15 protein-coding genes are annotated in these 16,469 nt (G+C 39.3%); all 15 read right to left on the bottom strand.

Going from position 1 to position 16,469, the window contains the following annotated elements:
• On the bottom strand, positions 1-759 hold the full coding sequence (trmD, locus tag PHC29_00540; protein ID MDD5107988.1) for a tRNA (guanosine(37)-N1)-methyltransferase TrmD: 759 nt from the start codon (positions 757-759) through the stop codon (positions 1-3).
• The gene (tgt, locus tag PHC29_00535) at positions 750-1,862 is read right to left on the bottom strand and encodes a tRNA guanosine(34) transglycosylase Tgt (protein ID MDD5107987.1); all 1,113 of its coding nucleotides are present in this window, start codon (positions 1,860-1,862) and stop codon (positions 750-752) included. Before tgt ends, trmD begins: the two co-directional genes overlap by 10 nt.
• Positions 1,863-1,939: 77 nt before the next feature.
• Complete coding sequence (gene queA / locus PHC29_00530) at positions 1,940-2,932, bottom strand: tRNA preQ1(34) S-adenosylmethionine ribosyltransferase-isomerase QueA (protein ID MDD5107986.1); 993 nt, start codon at positions 2,930-2,932, stop codon at positions 1,940-1,942.
• Positions 2,933-3,017: 85 nt separating this feature from the next.
• Entirely contained in the window at positions 3,018-4,193 is a 1,176-nt protein-coding gene (locus PHC29_00525) for a family 10 glycosylhydrolase (protein ID MDD5107985.1), read from the bottom strand.
• Positions 4,183-4,725, bottom strand: a complete 543-nt coding sequence (locus tag PHC29_00520) for an epoxyqueuosine reductase QueH (GenBank protein ID MDD5107984.1) — start codon at positions 4,723-4,725, stop codon at positions 4,183-4,185. The genes PHC29_00525 and PHC29_00520 overlap by 11 nt, the downstream gene beginning before the upstream one ends.
• 11 nt (positions 4,726-4,736) lie before the next feature.
• Positions 4,737-5,789, bottom strand: coding sequence for a Holliday junction branch migration DNA helicase RuvB (gene ruvB, locus PHC29_00515; protein ID MDD5107983.1), 1,053 nt, complete (start codon positions 5,787-5,789; stop codon positions 4,737-4,739).
• Positions 5,758-6,522: a segregation/condensation protein A gene (locus PHC29_00510; GenBank protein ID MDD5107982.1), complete on the bottom strand. Its 765-nt coding sequence runs from the start codon at positions 6,520-6,522 to the stop codon at positions 5,758-5,760. Before PHC29_00510 ends, ruvB begins: the two co-directional genes overlap by 32 nt.
• A gap of 84 nt (positions 6,523-6,606) precedes the next feature.
• Positions 6,607-7,590, bottom strand: a complete 984-nt coding sequence (gene trpS / locus PHC29_00505) for a tryptophan--tRNA ligase (GenBank protein MDD5107981.1) — start codon at positions 7,588-7,590, stop codon at positions 6,607-6,609.
• A gap of 50 nt (positions 7,591-7,640) precedes the next feature.
• A complete protein-coding gene (gene infB / locus PHC29_00500) occupies positions 7,641-9,890 on the bottom strand; it encodes a translation initiation factor IF-2 (GenBank protein ID MDD5107980.1) in 2,250 nt (749 codons plus the stop codon).
• A 25-nt stretch (positions 9,891-9,915) separates the two neighbouring features.
• Positions 9,916-11,175, bottom strand: a complete 1,260-nt coding sequence (gene nusA, locus PHC29_00495) for a transcription termination factor NusA (protein MDD5107979.1) — start codon at positions 11,173-11,175, stop codon at positions 9,916-9,918.
• Positions 11,176-11,188: 13 nt separating this feature from the next.
• On the bottom strand, positions 11,189-11,647 hold the full coding sequence (locus PHC29_00490) for a ribosome maturation factor RimP (GenBank protein ID MDD5107978.1): 459 nt from the start codon (positions 11,645-11,647) through the stop codon (positions 11,189-11,191).
• A 14-nt stretch (positions 11,648-11,661) separates the two neighbouring features.
• On the bottom strand, positions 11,662-12,906 hold the full coding sequence (proS, locus tag PHC29_00485) for a proline--tRNA ligase (GenBank protein ID MDD5107977.1): 1,245 nt from the start codon (positions 12,904-12,906) through the stop codon (positions 11,662-11,664).
• Between the two features lie 51 nt (positions 12,907-12,957).
• Positions 12,958-14,220: a CpaF family protein gene (locus tag PHC29_00480; GenBank protein MDD5107976.1), complete on the bottom strand. Its 1,263-nt coding sequence runs from the start codon at positions 14,218-14,220 to the stop codon at positions 12,958-12,960.
• A gap of 91 nt (positions 14,221-14,311) precedes the next feature.
• The gene (gene ispG / locus PHC29_00475; protein MDD5107975.1) at positions 14,312-15,376 is read right to left on the bottom strand and encodes a flavodoxin-dependent (E)-4-hydroxy-3-methylbut-2-enyl-diphosphate synthase; all 1,065 of its coding nucleotides are present in this window, start codon (positions 15,374-15,376) and stop codon (positions 14,312-14,314) included.
• Position 15,377: 1 nt separating this feature from the next.
• Positions 15,378-16,460 (bottom strand): RIP metalloprotease RseP, encoded by a 1,083-nt coding sequence (rseP, locus tag PHC29_00470; protein MDD5107974.1) that lies wholly within the window; start codon positions 16,458-16,460, stop codon positions 15,378-15,380.
• Between the last annotated feature and the right edge of the window lie 9 nt (positions 16,461-16,469).

The raw sequence follows: 16,469 nt of genomic DNA, 5'->3' as shown, positions 1-16,469 counted from the left end.
TTAAAAGATTGCTTCGCCCTTCGGGCTCGCAATGACACTTCGTCGGTGACTTCCAAAAACTGAATCATTACCATGGTTTTCATTTTTCAGTAAATCCGGCCGCCTGGCGCGGGTCCGCTTAAACGCCTCATGTTTACGCCAAGCCTCAATTCTATCATGAGCACCAGAAACCAAAACTTCAGGTACCAGCCACTTTTTAAATTGAGCCGGACGGCTGTATTGCGGATATTCTAATAGATTACCTTCGAATGACTCAAAATTCAAGGAATTTTTATCACCCAAAACTCCGGGGATAAGCCTGACTACACTATCCACTATAACCATAGCAGCAAGTTCTCCGCCTGTTAAAACATAATCCCCTATTGAAATCTCTTCATCCGCCAAATAGAGCCGCACTCTTTCATCTATCCCTTCATAGTGTCCGCAAATAAATATGAGATTTTTGCACTTGGATAGCTTCTTGGTATAACTTTGATTATAAATTTTGCCTTGAGGACATAACAATATCACTTTGCTTTTACCCTTAATCTTTTTCTTAATTGCCTGAAGCGCCCGAAAAATAGGCTCTACTTGCAAAACCATACCGCTACCTCCACCAAATGGACGATCATCAACTTTATGGTGTTTATCCAAAGTATACTTTCTTATATCGTGAGTAAATATTTTTACTTTACCTTTTTTCTGCGCCCGTTTAATTATCGACTCGTCAAGGACCGCAGAAAACATTTTAGGGAAAATACTGATAATGTCTATGCGCATATCTGATTATTATAATTCATCAAGAACATCTGTTTAAATTGGTTAAATCTATCTTCTTTTATCGCAGCACGAATCTGGCGCATGAGATCCAAAAAGAAATAAACATTATGCAGGCTAAGTAATATCAAACCTAGCATTTCCTTGGCGTTAAATAAGTGGCGCAGGTATGCCCGGGAAAAATTCTTGCAGGTGTAACAGCCGCACTTTACATCCAAAGGCCTAAGATCCTGCGCATATGGAGCATTACGTATGATAATTTTGCCAGAGCTGGTAAACGCCGTACCGTTTCTTCCGTAACGGGTAGGAATTACACAATCAAACATATCCACTCCCCGGTCTACCGCCTCCACTATATCAAAAGGATAACCGATACCCATAGCATAACGCGGCTTAGAAGCCGGGATCAGGTTGGTAACTAATTCGATGATATTATATATTAGATTACTGCTCTCGCCAACAGAAACTCCCCCGATAGAATAACCGTCAAAATCCATATCTACTAAACGCTTAGCGCAATCAAGGCGTAAATCTTCATAAGTTGCTCCCTGAATAATACCGAATAATTTCCCCTTTTCATTAAGGTGGGTGTCTTTTGATCTTTTTGCCCAGGCAATCGTTCTTTCCATAGCGGCCAAGGCATGATCCTTAATACATGGATAGTGCACGCACTCATCAAGCGGCATCATGATATCTGAACCTAAGGTTTCCTGAATTTTAATTACATCCTCAGGAGTAAGAAAATGTTTTAATCCATCGATATGCGACTGAAATTCAACCCCCTGATCATGCATCTTCCGGAAAAGCGCAAGGCTAAAAATCTGATAACCCCCGCTGTCAGTAAGTATAGGTTTATCCCATCCCATAAACCTATGCAGCCCACCTGCTTTTCTGATTACATCCATTCCGGGACGCAAGAATACATGGTAAGCATTAGAAAGTATTATCTGAGCACCTGCCTCTTCGACATCCTTGAGCATAAGCCCTTTGACTGTAGCATGCGTGCCAACAGTCATAAAAGCAGGAGTATCAAAAGCTCCATGCACAGTAACCACTCTTCCAAACCTTGCTTTACTATTTTTATCTTGATGAATTAGTTCAAACATATGTATTGTAATAAAGGGGACGTTTCCCTTTTATGAGCATAAAACATCAAAAGGGAAACGTCCCCTTTTGACAGATATCAAATAATCAACATTGCATCTCCATAACTATAAAACCTGTATTTCTTATCCACCGCCTCCCGATAAGCTTTCAACATGAGATCTTGACCGGCGAAAGCACAAACTAACATCAAAAGAGTAGTCTTGGGAAGATGAAAGTTAGTTAAAAGACAACCTACTAGTTTGAATTTATAACCTGGATAAATAAACAAATCAGTATTACCTTGGCAAAAACCATCAGCATAAGTTTCCAGCGCACGAAGTGCGGTTGTGCCGACAGCGATGATGCGCCCTTTATTGGCTTTCGTTTTATTGAGCAATTCCACGGTTTTATCAGGAACAAAAAAATATTCCGGCTCCATTTTATGTTCAATTATTTCTTCGCATTTAACCGGCCGAAATGTGCCCAATCCCACATGTAACGTAATAAAACCAAGATTAACTCCGCTCGAGGCAATACTTTCTAGTGAATCCTGACTAAAATGCAAGCCTGCTGTAGGAGAAGCAAGCGCACCTTCATTTTTGGCATAAACCGTCTGATAGTAAATTGTATCCAAATCTTCCGGCTCTCGTTTTATATAAGGCGGCAAAGGTACAATTCCAAAATTATAAATTGTATCCGCATCCGATTGTTTAAAACTAATCTGTCCTCGTGCGCATATCGTGCCTTTGATTTTACCTTGAGCAAAAATAATATTTTCGCCAATTTTAGTTCGGCTGGGCTGAATCAAACAGGAAAAAGTTGTGCCATTCATACGGCGGGTAAGTAAAATCTCAACCTTGCCTCCGGTTATTTTTTTACCCATTAAGCGGCAATGCAAAACTTTTGTGTCATTAAGAACCAGCAAATCATTCTTTTTAAAAAATTGCAGTATGTCCTTAAAAACACCATGCTTAATCTGGCCACTGGTCCGATTTACAATCAAAAGCCTTGCCTGATCTCTATCCTTTAAAGGATACTGAGCAATTAATTCCTTGGGAAGCGGATAATCAAATTCAGAAAGTTTTAACATAATTAGTTAATTAGGTATCAAAATCAATGGGGACGGTTCTGTTTTCCCGAGTACAATTCTAGAAAAACAGAACCGTCCCCATTATTTAATTCAAATAACCGATTATTTGATCAGTTAGATCATCAATGGAAAAAATGACAATACCGTCGGGGGAAAGCTCGCTAATCAAACGGTATTGATTAAAAAATAAATCCGGATTATTTTTCATTAAAAATGCGCCTATACCAACATAGATCTTTCCTTTACCACGGTGGCCAAGGCTAGACTTTACTATTTCTTTGGCAAACTGATTATCTTTGGTGTAAGCCATCAATACCGCATAATCGATAAACCCCTCTTCCAGCCAGGCCGACCAGTCCTGGAATGCATTGGCATATGCACGTTCAGCTAACGAAATGACTGCACAAGAAACCGTTAAGCTAGCAGATTTAACTTTAACTAAACTTGAAATTTTACACACTAATTCCGTTACCTGCGCTCGCTTCCAGTTATCCCAAGCTAAATATTCATCCTCATTATTTAAAGTATCCAGACAGTTTAGCCCGGTTTTCTCGCGGAATCGCTCTACATTTTTTACTCCATAACCATAAGTTATCCCAAACTTGTTAAATCTTGAACCCGGAGCAAATGGCACCGGCGAAGGGTAACGTAGATAATCCAAATGTATACCACTGATTAACGGATAACGGTTAACAATCTCGTTAACAATCGTTAGAACATACTTCTGGACCCTGGGATCACCAGGCTCTAAAAATATCATATTTTCTTTTAAATAATATTTATCCAAATCCATATTGGATACGGTCTTAGAAGGCCTTTGATACTGATCGCGGGTTAAAACAGAACTGCCGTATTTGTTCAAAATGTCGGCTTTATCATTATTACCCAAGCTTAAAACATTTACCCAAGCAAAAACATTGATATTATTTTCCTGAGCCTCCCTAAGTAATAAATCTAAAGTATCCAGCCCAGCGGCTTTAACCATCTGTTCATATTTTGTCTTATCGCAAATCTTAGAATCATAATAAGCATTCCCAGACTGGAATATTTGCAAATAAATTTCATTTATCTTGGCTTTCTTGCACTGAGCAATCAGGTTATTTACCCCTTCTTTTGAATAAAGTACCTTTTTAGAAGAAAATACGGAGACCCAGACGCCCCGGACCAAAGCACTCTTAGTCGAAACCAAAGATTCTTCCGCTGATACCAAATTAAAACTAAATAATAAACAAAGTGATAATAAAATTATTTTATTTTTCATTTAATCCATTGACCTTTGGTTTTATTGAATAGTTACAACCGCAATATTTCTGCAGATAAAGGCCCTTCTGTCTTGCTTCTTTATACGCTTGCCGGAAACCAGGCCGAAAATCCTCATAAAAAAAATCTACGCCCGTTTCTTTTGCGATTTTTTCCCCTAATTCCTTGAGCATCGTATGATCTTGGTAAGGACTAACTAACAAAGTTGTGCTAAAGAGGAACAAATTATTCTCTTTGGCATGCTTTGCCGTCCTGCGCAGGCGAAGTGACCAACAGTTTATACAACGCTCTGGTGTATTTTCATTGGCATTAATTGCCTGAAAAAATTCAGAATCATCATACTGGGGACTTTCCACATCAAACTCTAAATCTCTACTCAAAACTTCTAAAGCCCCTTTACGCTTGCTATATTCTCCCGATGGATAAATATTAGGATTGTAATAAAATCCTTTTATGTTAAACCCCTCTTCTTTTAATCTGCCAAAAGGGTAAATTAAGCACGGCCCACAACAGATATGCAGTAAGATATCCATATTCTAAACAGTTAGAAAATCTCCTCCTGTTGTTCTATACTAAATTTTAAACCAAAATGTTCAAAGGCTTTTTTTGTAGCTAATCTACCACGGGACGTGCGTTTTAAATAACCGGCTTTTAGAAGGTAGGGCTCAACCGTATCGGCAATAGTATCTACCTCCTCATTGAGGCTTGCAGCTAATGATTCAATTCCTACCGGGCCTCCACCGAATGATTCAAGAATTAATTTTAAAACTTTACGGTCCAATTCGTCAAAACCTGCCTGATCGATCCCTAGCTCATTGAGAATGTTAGAAGTTGAAACTTGATCAACTTTTTCGATTTTTAAAACCTGCGCGTAATCCCTGACTCTTCGCAAGAGCCGATTAGCAATACGAGGAGTCCCTCTTGAACGTTTGGCGATTTCAAAACAAGCATCTTCATCGATTTGTACCGTCAATAACTGGCTTGAATTTTTTATAATTTTAGCCAAATCCTCTATTCTGTAAAAATCAAGATTATAAAATATACCAAACCTTCCGCGAAGCGGAGCAGCCAGAAGCCCTGTACGAGTCGTTGCTCCAATTAGAGTAAAGGGTTTGAGATTAAACTTAATAGTCTTGGCATACGGCCCTTTATCAATTATAAAATCAATCTGAAAACTTTCCATTGCCGGATATAAAAACTCCTCAACCACCTTAGACATCCGGTGTATCTCATCGATAAAAAGAATATCCCCAACTTCCAGGTTAGTCAAAATACCAATTAAATCTCCTGCGCGTTCAATAGCCGGGCCGCTGGTTGCGGTAATCTTTGCGCCCATCTCATGCGAAATGATATGTGATAAAGAAGTTTTACCTAACCCCGGAGGGCCGCTTAAAAGCACATGCTCAAGCGGCTCTTTACGCTGTTTGGCTGCCTGTATTGCGATCTTTAAATTATCTACAATATCCTTGTGGCCGACGAACTCACTAAACTTTTTTGGCCTTAAGGATATATTTAAAACTACATCCTCTTCGGATTCCTTAATATCTGTAACGATGGGATTAGCCTTAAGCAGGGCGCGCCTGGTTTCTTCGTTCATAAGGAGTAATGTTTTCTTTATTTCTTAATATAATTATCTCTTCAAATTGCGCATCTTGACGAGCAATAATCTCTTTCATTTTTGCCAACTCCAAAATTGCTAAAAATACTACGATTATCTCCATCTTGGCGCCTGTTTTGGCAAAAAGTTCCGAAAGCTTAATCTCTGACTGGAGCAACAACAAGTGCAGAATATCATGCACCTTCTGTTCAACCGTAAACTGATCCTTGACAACTTCATAAAAAACTTCCCTGGGCACATCCTTCAATGCCCGGGAAAAAGCATTGATCAAATCAAATATGCTTGCTTCAAAATAAACCTCTTGCTTGCCTTCTACCTTGCTTTCTGCGGGTATTTCTGTTTTGGGCCTCTTGAAAACTTCTTGCTGGTTCAATTCTCTTTGCCTTAGGTTTTCGGCAACCTGTTTAAACTGTTCGTATTCAAGAAGCCGTTTGACCAATTCCGCGCGAGGATCTTCTTCGGCCTCTAAAGAAGCTGTCTCTTCAACCGGTAGCAGCATCTTAGATTTTATCTGCATAAGAGTTGACGCCATCACTAAAAACTCACCGACGATATTTAAATCCAAAAGCTGCATAAAATTAATATATTCCAGGTACTGTTGAGTGACTTTGGCAATAGGAATATCATAAATATTAAGGTGATCCTTTTTCACTAGGTATAATAAAAGATCTAGGGGGCCTTCAAAGATATCTAGTCGTATCTTATACCTCACTTCGTACCTTCTTTCTTATTTATTCAAAACAAAAGCTTTAACTGTAAGTTTTAAGCTATAAGCTTACAGCTTACGTCTTATAGCTTACAGCTTAAGTAGCTCCCTTACCTCAACAACCGTTTTCTCAGCTAATCCTTTAGCCCTGGCACATCCTGCAGATAATATCTCCTGAATATATTTTTTATCTTTTTGCAAAGAATTCCTTTTTTCCTGAATCGGAGCCAATAAACCGACTATTCGCTCTGAGAGTTCTTTTTTACATTCAGTACAGCCGATTCTAGATTTTGCGCAACGCTCCTGCGTTTCCTTATTCATTTCCGGAAAAAATACTCCAAAGTAAGAAAAAACATTGCATTTATGCGGATGCCCGGGATCAATCAGCCGGATACGTTCTGGGTCCGTAAACATACTCTGTATTTTTTTACGGATAACTTGTGGCTCCTCGGATAAACCAATATAATTATTATAACTCTTACTCATCTTACGTCCATCTAGCCCTAAAAGGCGCTTGTTTTGCGTAAGCAGGGCTTTGGGTTCCGGAAAAAAATCTGTTTTATATATATGGTTAAACTTACGCACGATCTGACGGGTTAATTCCAAATGCGGCAACTGATCCTCGCCCACCGGCACACTATCAGCCTTATAAAGGAGTATATCGGCAGCCTGTAAAACCGGATACCCCAAAAAAGCATAAGTTTTTAAATCACGATTGGCTACTTCGCGTAACTGCTCCTTATAAGTAGGACACCTCTCAAGTAAACCTAGTTGCGTAATTAAAGAAAGGACAAAATAAAGTTCAAGGTGCCCAGGGACATGCGATTGAATAAATATGCTGCATTTTTCAGGGTCAATGCCACAAGCTAACCAATCTATAACATTATCCAGCATGTTAGCTTTAAGCTCAGCCGGATTTTCATATTCTGACATCAAAGCATGCCAATCGGCAACCATGAATAAACAATCATATTCATCTTGCATTTTTTTCCAATTATCCAATGCGCCAACCAAATGCCCCAAGTGCAATTTACCCGTAGGCCGCATGCCGCTTAATATACGTTTTTTATTCATTTCTTAATCCTAGATTTTAAGCTATAAGTTGTAAGCCTTAAGCTTAAAGCTTATAGCTTTCTGGCAATCTTCTCTATATCATAAGCCTCAATTATGTCGGCTTCCATTAACTGATCAAACCCACCTATAGCAATACCGCATTCAAAACCTTCGCCAACCTCACGCACATCATCTTTAAAACGTTTCAAACTTGCTAGCTTTCCTTCAAAAGCAACCGCGCCGTTACGCAAAACTGTCACCATACAATTACGGTTAATTTTACCCTTGGTTACGAAACATCCGGCAATCAGTCCGGAACGAGAAAGCTTAAACATTTTTCTTACTTCGGCTCTGCCTAAAAATACCCTCTTTAACTTAGGAGCTAACATCCCTTCTACTGCAGCTTTTATGTCATTGCCTAACTCATAAATAATACTATAAGTTTTTAAATCAACGCCTTCTTTAGAAATCAACTCTTTAGCTGGCTCATCAGCAGTGACATTAAATCCCAGAATTAACGCATCTGAGGCCATTGCTAAAACTACATCCGAGGTATTAATATTGCCTGCTCCCATATGGATTATATTTATTTTTATTTCAGAAACATTCAACTTCTCCAGGATATCCTTGATTGCCTCAAGCGATCCCTGAACATCTGCCTTGATAATCAATTTTAATTCTTTGATTTTGCCTCCGGCAATCTGAGCATGCAAATCTTCTAGGCTTATCCGCTTAACTTCTTTTACTTGTTGCTGCCTATCTTTTTCCGTACGCGCTTCAATTAAACTCTTTGCCTGTTTTTCATCTTCAATCGCAAAAAATTGTTCCCCTACCTGTGGAATCCCGCTTATACCCAAGACCTCAACCGGAGAAGCTGGGCCAACAGCAGTCACTCCATGTCCTCGGTCATCAAGCATCGCCCGAATCTTCCCGTACAAATTACCAACAATAATATTTTGATTCAAGCTCAAGGTACCATTTTGCATAAGCAGGGTTGCTACCGGCCCTCTGCCCTTAGCCATCCTTGCTTCTACAACTACTCCGTACGCTAACCGATTCGGATTTGCCTTTAATTCCATGACTTCTGCCTGTAACAAAATCATCTCCAGCAAATTATCTATACCCTGGCCGGTTTTTGCAGATACCGGTACGGTAATAGTTTTGCCACCCCAATCCTCAGCCATCAAGCCGACTTCAGACAATTGTTTCTTAACCGTATCGACATTTGCCTGCGCTTTATCTATTTTATTAATCGCAACAATAATAGTAACACCGGCCGCACGCGCATGGTCAATTGCTTCCTGAGTTTGCGGCATAATTCCGTCATCGGCAGCCACCACTAACACCACGATATCCGTAATAGCTGCGCCGCGTGCGCGCATAGCGGTAAATGCCTCATGGCCGGGAGTATCCAGAAAAGTAATATCTCCCTGAGGAAGACTAACACGATAAGCACCGATATGCTGAGTAATTCCTCCGTGTTCAGCCTCTGTAACGCGGGTTTTACGTATCGCATCAAGAAGAGAAGTTTTACCATGATCAACATGCCCCATAAAAGTAACTATCGGGCTGCGGCTTTTAAGCTCCTGCGGTAAATCTTGCCTTTTATGTTCCTGTAAAATCAGTTCTTCCGCAGTTAGCGCTTTCTTAATTTTGAAATCATATTTTAAACATAATTTATCCAGGGTAGCTTCATCCAAACTCTGATTAATACCAATCATCACCCCCATACCCATAAGATGTTTAATAAGAACAGAGGATTTTTCTTGTAATTTTATCGCTAAATCTTTAACCGTAATCGGAAGTTCCAATTCAATTTCTTTACTGGCGACAATTTCTGCTTTTTCTTCAGGAATAGGCGTTGGTTCAACAGAAAATGTAACCTGCACTTTTTCCTCAGGTTTATGGCTTTGACCAACAGAAGCCAAACCATGATCTTGAGGCTTAGTTATGGGTTTAGTTTCCTGTTTGGGTTCTATTTTAATTTCAGGTTTGATTTGTTCTACTCTAGCTTCAATCTTTGGTGCATGGCTTTGGCCAAAGGAGGCCAAACCATCGCCTTGTGGCTTATGCTTTACTACGGGCTTTACAGGTTTTAATATCTGCTTAGCTTCTTCCTTTGCTTTTTTTACTGTTACCTTATGGCCTATACTAGTAGAAACCAAACCATGAGCTTGTGGCTTAGGCTTAGCTGCCTTGACCGGAGCCTTAGATTTCAAGATACGGGCCTTAACAGGAAACTTTTTAGTTTTTGCTTCTACTTTAACTTTAGGCTTAGCTGTTTTCTTTATTATTGTTTTTTCTTTCTTTACTTTGGGCATAATCTCTCCGTCTCATATTAAAAACTTATGATAGTTTTTTAGCCTCTGCGATAATCTTTTGGGCTTTCTTCTCCCCAATACCCTTAATCTTCATCAGCCCTTCTGTTTTTGCTTCTATTATATCAGCTATATTTTTAATTCCGGCTTCTTTTAAGCTCTCTATAACCTTAGCCCCTAGGCTTGGGATATCCTCTAAAGAAACTTCTTCTTTTTTAACCTCTTTTTTTTTCTTAACTGCCTTCTTAACTTTTTTTACCTTAGATTCTTCCTCTTTGCCTTCATCTACCTTAGCCTCAATAGCGGCTTTCTCTTGCGCTTTTCCTCCTCCAAGGGCCTCAGCAGCAATCATGCTCTTAGTACGGATATCCAACTCCCAGCCAAGAAGCCGAGAAGCCAAACGTACATTCTGGCCATGTTTACCAATAGATAAAGAAAGCTGGTCATCATCTACAATAACCTCGGCTTTCATTTTTTCTCTATCTAATTTAATCTCAGAAACTTTAGCCGGGGAAAGTGCGGCTTTGATATATTCACGCACATCATCGTTAAAACGCACGATATCAATTTTTTCACCCTGCAGTTCATTAACAATATTCCTCACCCGGTTTCCACGCATGCCAACACAGGCTCCCACCGCATCCACTTTTTCATTCTTGGAATAAACTGATATTTTTGTGCGTTCTCCTGCCTGGCGCGATATACCTCTAATCTCTACAATGCCTTCATATATCTCAGGAACCTCCAGTTCAAATAATTCTTTAACCAAATTAGGATGAGCACGCGACAAAATAATCTGCGGGCCTTTAGTATCCTTCTTTACTTCAACAACATATGCGCGGATCCGCTGTCCCTGCTTGAATTCCTCTTTAGGGGATTGTTCGCGCTTAAGCAGAATACCTTCGGCCTTACCCAAGAGATCAATAATAACATTGCCTTTTTCAAAACGGTAAACTGTTCCGCTAACTATCTCTCCGACGCGGCTTTGAAATTCGGAGAAAACTACATCCTTTTCTGCTTCACGCATCTTCTGAATAATTACCTGACGGGCAGTGGATGCAGCAATACGCCCGAAATCAATATTAGTCACAGGTGTATTATTACGAAAAGCATGAATCTCTCCTGTGGCACGATCAATCTGAACCTTAAATTCTTCATCCGGTTTTAAATCAATTACTCTTTTGGCTGCGCTCAGCATGGCGCTTTCGACAGCCTCAAGCATGATCTCTTTTTTAATTCCTTTTTCACGTTCAATTTGTTCGATAATTGCAAGTAGTTCCTGACTCATTTTTAATCCTTCCTTAGATTACTAACCATGCTTTGTTTATTTTTTTAAATGGAATCTCTATCTCTCCTGTGTCCTGAGCAATAATTACGCTATCCTGCCCAACTTTACTGATTAATCCCTGCCATTGGCATTTACCCTTTACTAGATCATTAAGGAAAAACACAACTTCTTTATTTAGACAACGTAAAAAATCTTTTTCTGTCTTAAGGCAACGGTCAAGCCCGGGAGAAGAAACCTCTAAAATATAATTAGAGTCAATGATATTTTTTTCTTCCAGTAATAAACTAAGTTGCCGATTAACTAAAGCACAATCTTCTAAAGTTATGCCGCCTGTGGGCCTATCCACTAAAATCCTTAAAATTAAATTATTACCCTCATATCTACAGATTAAATCCACCAGTTCAATATTTTCTCTGGCAGAACATTGAGAAATCAATTCATGTAATTCTTTGACTAAAGTATCTTCGATCAAAATCTCACCTACATTTAAGATAAATTTTTAGAGATAGAGCTTAATAAACCTTCCTTTGGCATAAGCGCGGTTGTTTTATTTTTACGTATCCTTATCTCTATATTTTTTTCTTCCATATTTTTTTTACCTACTATAATACTCAAAGGCAACCCTATCAAATCCGCATCTTTAAATTTTACACCAGCGCGTTCATCACGGTCATCCAAAAGCACAGAGAATCCGGCTGCCTCTATTTGTTTATAAAGGTTTCTCGCCTCCTGCATAATCGCTTGATTAGTTACATCAAGAGGCAAAATTATAACCTGAAAAGGAGCAACCTCTACAGGCCAGATAATCCCATCAGAATCATTATTCTGCTCGATAATCGCAGAAACCAGGCGCGATACGCCGATACCATAACAACCCATAATTATCGGTTTAAGTTCTCCTTTTGCATCAGAGAAATTTGCTTCTAACGCCTGACTGTATTTTATACCCAGCTTAAAAATATGGCCGACTTCGATGGTATTAACCTTATCCATATTTACATGGCATTTAGGACAAGAACCGCTTTCCTCCTTGAGAGCCTTGGCAATTTTACATTTTGGGCAAAGCAATACTACATCCTCTCCCAACGGGGCTTGCGCCATAAACTCATGTGAAACCTTTCCTCCCATAACACCGGAATCAGCCTCAGTAATTAAAGTTTTTAAACCGCACCTGGAAAATATCCGCTTATAAGCTTCATACATCAACTGATAATTTTTATCCAACCCCTCTTCATCCTGATCAAAGCTATATGCATCTTTCATAATAAATTCGCAAGCACGGATCAAACCAAAACGCGGGCGTATTTCATCGCGGAATTTTGCCTGAATCTGATATAAGAGCAGCGGTAACTGCCTATAACTTGAACAATTATTCTTAACTAAGTCCGTAATTATTTCCTCATGCGTTGGGCCTAAAGCCACATTCCTACCGCGGCGATCCTTGAATTTAAACATCACCTCACCCAAATCCTTATCGCGGCCGGTTTTCTGCCAAAGCTCTAAAGGATGCAAAGCCGGCAAGAGCAATTCACTGGCACCGCAAGCATTCATTTCCTGCCGAATTATTCCCTGAATTTTCTCTAAAACCCGTAACCCCAGAGGAAGATAAGTATAGGCTCCTGCCATAAGCATCCGCACAAATCCTGCGCGCAGCAACAACTGATGGCTTAATGATTCTGCCTCTTTTGGTGTTTCCTTTAACGTCGGTATAAAAGCTTTGGTCCAAAACATATTAATTCCTCAAACTAAAGGTGACAGTCACAAAAGACGTGACAGTCACTTTCAATCCTTATTAAAAATTTCTTTAGGTAAAGCTACCCCCCTTTTGGCAAAAAGCGGATAAAATACAGGCTGAATCCCCGTAGCCTTAAAACGACCCTGGACACTCTCTCCTTCAACAACATTGGTAATCTCATAGACAAAAAGATCCTCCAAATTCACCCAACCATCTTTTAGTCCATTTACTTGCGTAATACGGGTAATTTTACGTGTTCCATCGGAAAGCTGATCCTGTTGAATAACTAAATGCAGGCTTGAGGCAATCTGCCGATGTATAGCCTCTAAAGTTATTGGAATACCGGACATTAAAATCATCGTCTCTAATCGATGCATAACCTCCGAAGGAGTATTGGCATGAATAACTGAAAGCGCTCCATTATGGCCTGAACACATTGCCTGAAGCATATCCAAAGCCTCAGCGCTTCTAATTTCACCCAAGATAATCCTCTGAGGCCGCATACGCAGAGTATTACGGAAAAGATCCCTGATAGAGATTTCTCCCTTGCCTTCAATAGTTGCTGGCTTTGTCTCAAGCCTAACTACATGATCCTGCACTAAATGTAATTCAGCCGTATCTTCAATGGTAATGGTACGCTCATCATTAGGAATATAACTAGAGAGTACTTCTACAGTCGTGGTTTTTCCGGAGCCAGTAGCTCCGGCAAATATCATATTGATCTTAGCCTTAATACAAGCAATCAGAAAATCTGCCATTTTCCTGTCCATAGTTCCCAATTCAATTAAATCCTCGGCTTTTACAATCTGTTTAAGGAATTTACGGATAGTTATAGTCGGGCCATCTAAAGCCAAAGGCGGAATAATAATATTAACCCGTGAACCATCGGGTAAACAAACATCCGTATAAGGAACCGTCTCATCCACTCTTCTTCTGGTAGGTGATAATATTTTTTGGATTACATACATAAGTTGTTGATCACTATCAAACTTCATATCAGTACGCTGTTTTTTCCCGTGTTTTTCAACATATACATTTTGCGTCCCGTTAATCATAATTTCCGTAACCTCAGGATCTATCATTAATTTCTCAATCGGGCCAAAACCAGAAAATTCATCCACTAATTCATTAATAATCTTCTCCCTTTCTTGCTCCTTAAGAGGACTGCGGGGCTGAGTCAAAATTCCTTCAAGAATACCTCTGACTACAGCGGCAACTTCGGTCTTATTATCGGTACCTTTAAATAAGATACTAGTATATTTGGCGATAAAATCTTCGCGTACCCTACTCTTTAGCGACTGTTGAGCCATATCTTCTCCTTGTCTACCTAGACAACACCAGCGTAATTCCAATTAACGCTGGGTGTAATTTTTATTAAAGAGAACACCGGCGCAATACCAATTAGCGCCGAATGTTATGAATTTCCTCTAATAAAACCTTCACGCAATCTTTTGCAGATATTTTTTTAACTATTCTCCCATGTGAAAATAAAATTCCCTGGTTTTTCCCAAAAGCAACTCCTAAATCTGCCTCTTTAGCCTCTCCTGGGCCATTAACAATACAACCCATTACAGCCACCTTTAGAGGTTTAGATTTTTTATCTTCGATTGTTAATTTAGCTTCTAAATCTTTAACAATATTTATCAAGTCTACTTCACAACGGCCACAAGTTGGACAACTAATCACTCCAACAGCAGGCTGATATAAACCTAGAGATTCTAAGATACATTTGGCTGCCCTTACCTCTTCAATCGGCTCATCCGTAAGAGACACCCTTATTGTATCACCAATACCGTCTAATAGCAAAGCGCCTATTGCAACACTTGATTTAACAATACCATTATAAGGAGAGCCTGTTGCAGTTACTCCTAAATGTAAAGGATAGCTACAGAGATTAGCTACCTTTTGATACGCTTCAACAGTATCCAAAACGTTATTAGCCTTAAGTGAAACCACTATTTTATCAAATTTGAGCTTCTCCACCCTCTTTACATAACTCATACATGAAGCCACTAATTTATCAGTCATTGAGGATTTTCTCGGGGCCGTATCTTTAACCGAACCGCTATTTAAACCAATACGCAAAGGAACACCTGCTAACCTTAAGGCGCCAATAACCATTTCTATTTCCTTAGGTTTATCAATATTTCCTGGGTTTAACCTAATCTTATCAGCTCCATTCTCAATAGCAGCAACTGCTAACCGATAGGAAAAATGAATATCGGCAACTAAAGGAAGTTTGGTTTGGGCTTTAATCTTCTTTAAGGCCGCTGCATCAAGCATATCTTTAATCGCCAAACGCACAATCTGACAACCCCCTAGCTCTAACTGCTTAATCTGGCGCACAGTATTATCCACATCAGAGGTCTTTACCTTAGTCATCGATTGAATGGCTACAGGATTTTTTCCTCCAATCAGAACATTACCAATCTTTACAACATTAGATTTACGCCTTTTAATTTCCATATCACTTAGATATTAATTTACCGATCTTATCCCCATAAAGCCTCAATATGTCATTGTAAGTAACAAATAATGCCAAACTAATTATGAGAGTAAAACCAATATTATTGATTACTTCTTCGGCTTTAATCCCCAACGCTTTTTTTCTTAATTTTTCTAATCCTAATAAAAATAGATGCCCACCGTCCAGGATAGGTAATGGCAAGAGATTAAATATTGCCAGGCTTACACTTAATACCGCAATCAAATGCATAACTGCGATTAAACCCATTTTTGCCGCGTTAGCAGTTATGAAAAATATCCCCAGTGGGCCGGTCATAGAATCGCGCATCGACATCTTCCCGCTGACTAACATCCATAAACCCTTATAAGTCAGAACAGTCAAATTAATGGTTTTTTTAAAACCCAGGAACGCCGACTCAAAAAAACCATGTTTGACTTCGATTGTTTCATCAAAAGGAGAAATACCAATAATCCCCAAAGCGCGTTTCTCGCCTCTCTGATCATCTATAACCTTATCCTTAATCAAAACGTTAAATTTTAATTCTTTACTGCCGCGTAAAACATCAAGCACTACGCTTGATTTTATTTTTCTCTCCTGAATTTGATATTGTAAATCTTCCCAGAGCTGGACTTTCTTGCCGTCTACAGCTTTAATATAGTCGCCCACCTCTAAACCTGCATCTTTTGCCCCGTATCCATCCATCAATGCGCCTACTTTAGAAGTCAAACTAGGGTATCCAATAAAAAGAATCATCCAAAAGAATAAAAACCCAAGCAGATAATTCAAAAACGGCCCGAAAAAAATAATCTGGAACCTTTTCCCGCATGGCTTAGAAAGATACTCATCGGGTTTGCCTTTATATTCTGCCTGGTTGTCTCCTGCCATCTTCACATAACCGCCCAAAGGAATAAGGCTTAGGCTGTATTCAGTATCCCCTTTTTTCTTTTTAAGTATCTGGCGCCCAAAACCCAAAGAAAATTGCTCAACACGCACTCCATTTCTACGGGCAGCAATAAAATGCCCAAATTCGTGCACGGTAATAAGTAAACTCAAGATTAATATAAAAATAATTGTAGCAATCATTTTCTATAA

This window comes from Candidatus Omnitrophota bacterium, assembly GCA_028712255.1.
In the GTDB taxonomy this organism is placed as follows: Bacteria; Omnitrophota; Gorgyraeia; order Gygaellales; family Profunditerraquicolaceae; genus UBA6249.
Note: the sequence above shows the minus strand (reverse complement) of the source record. Positions and strands in the feature narration are given on the sequence as shown.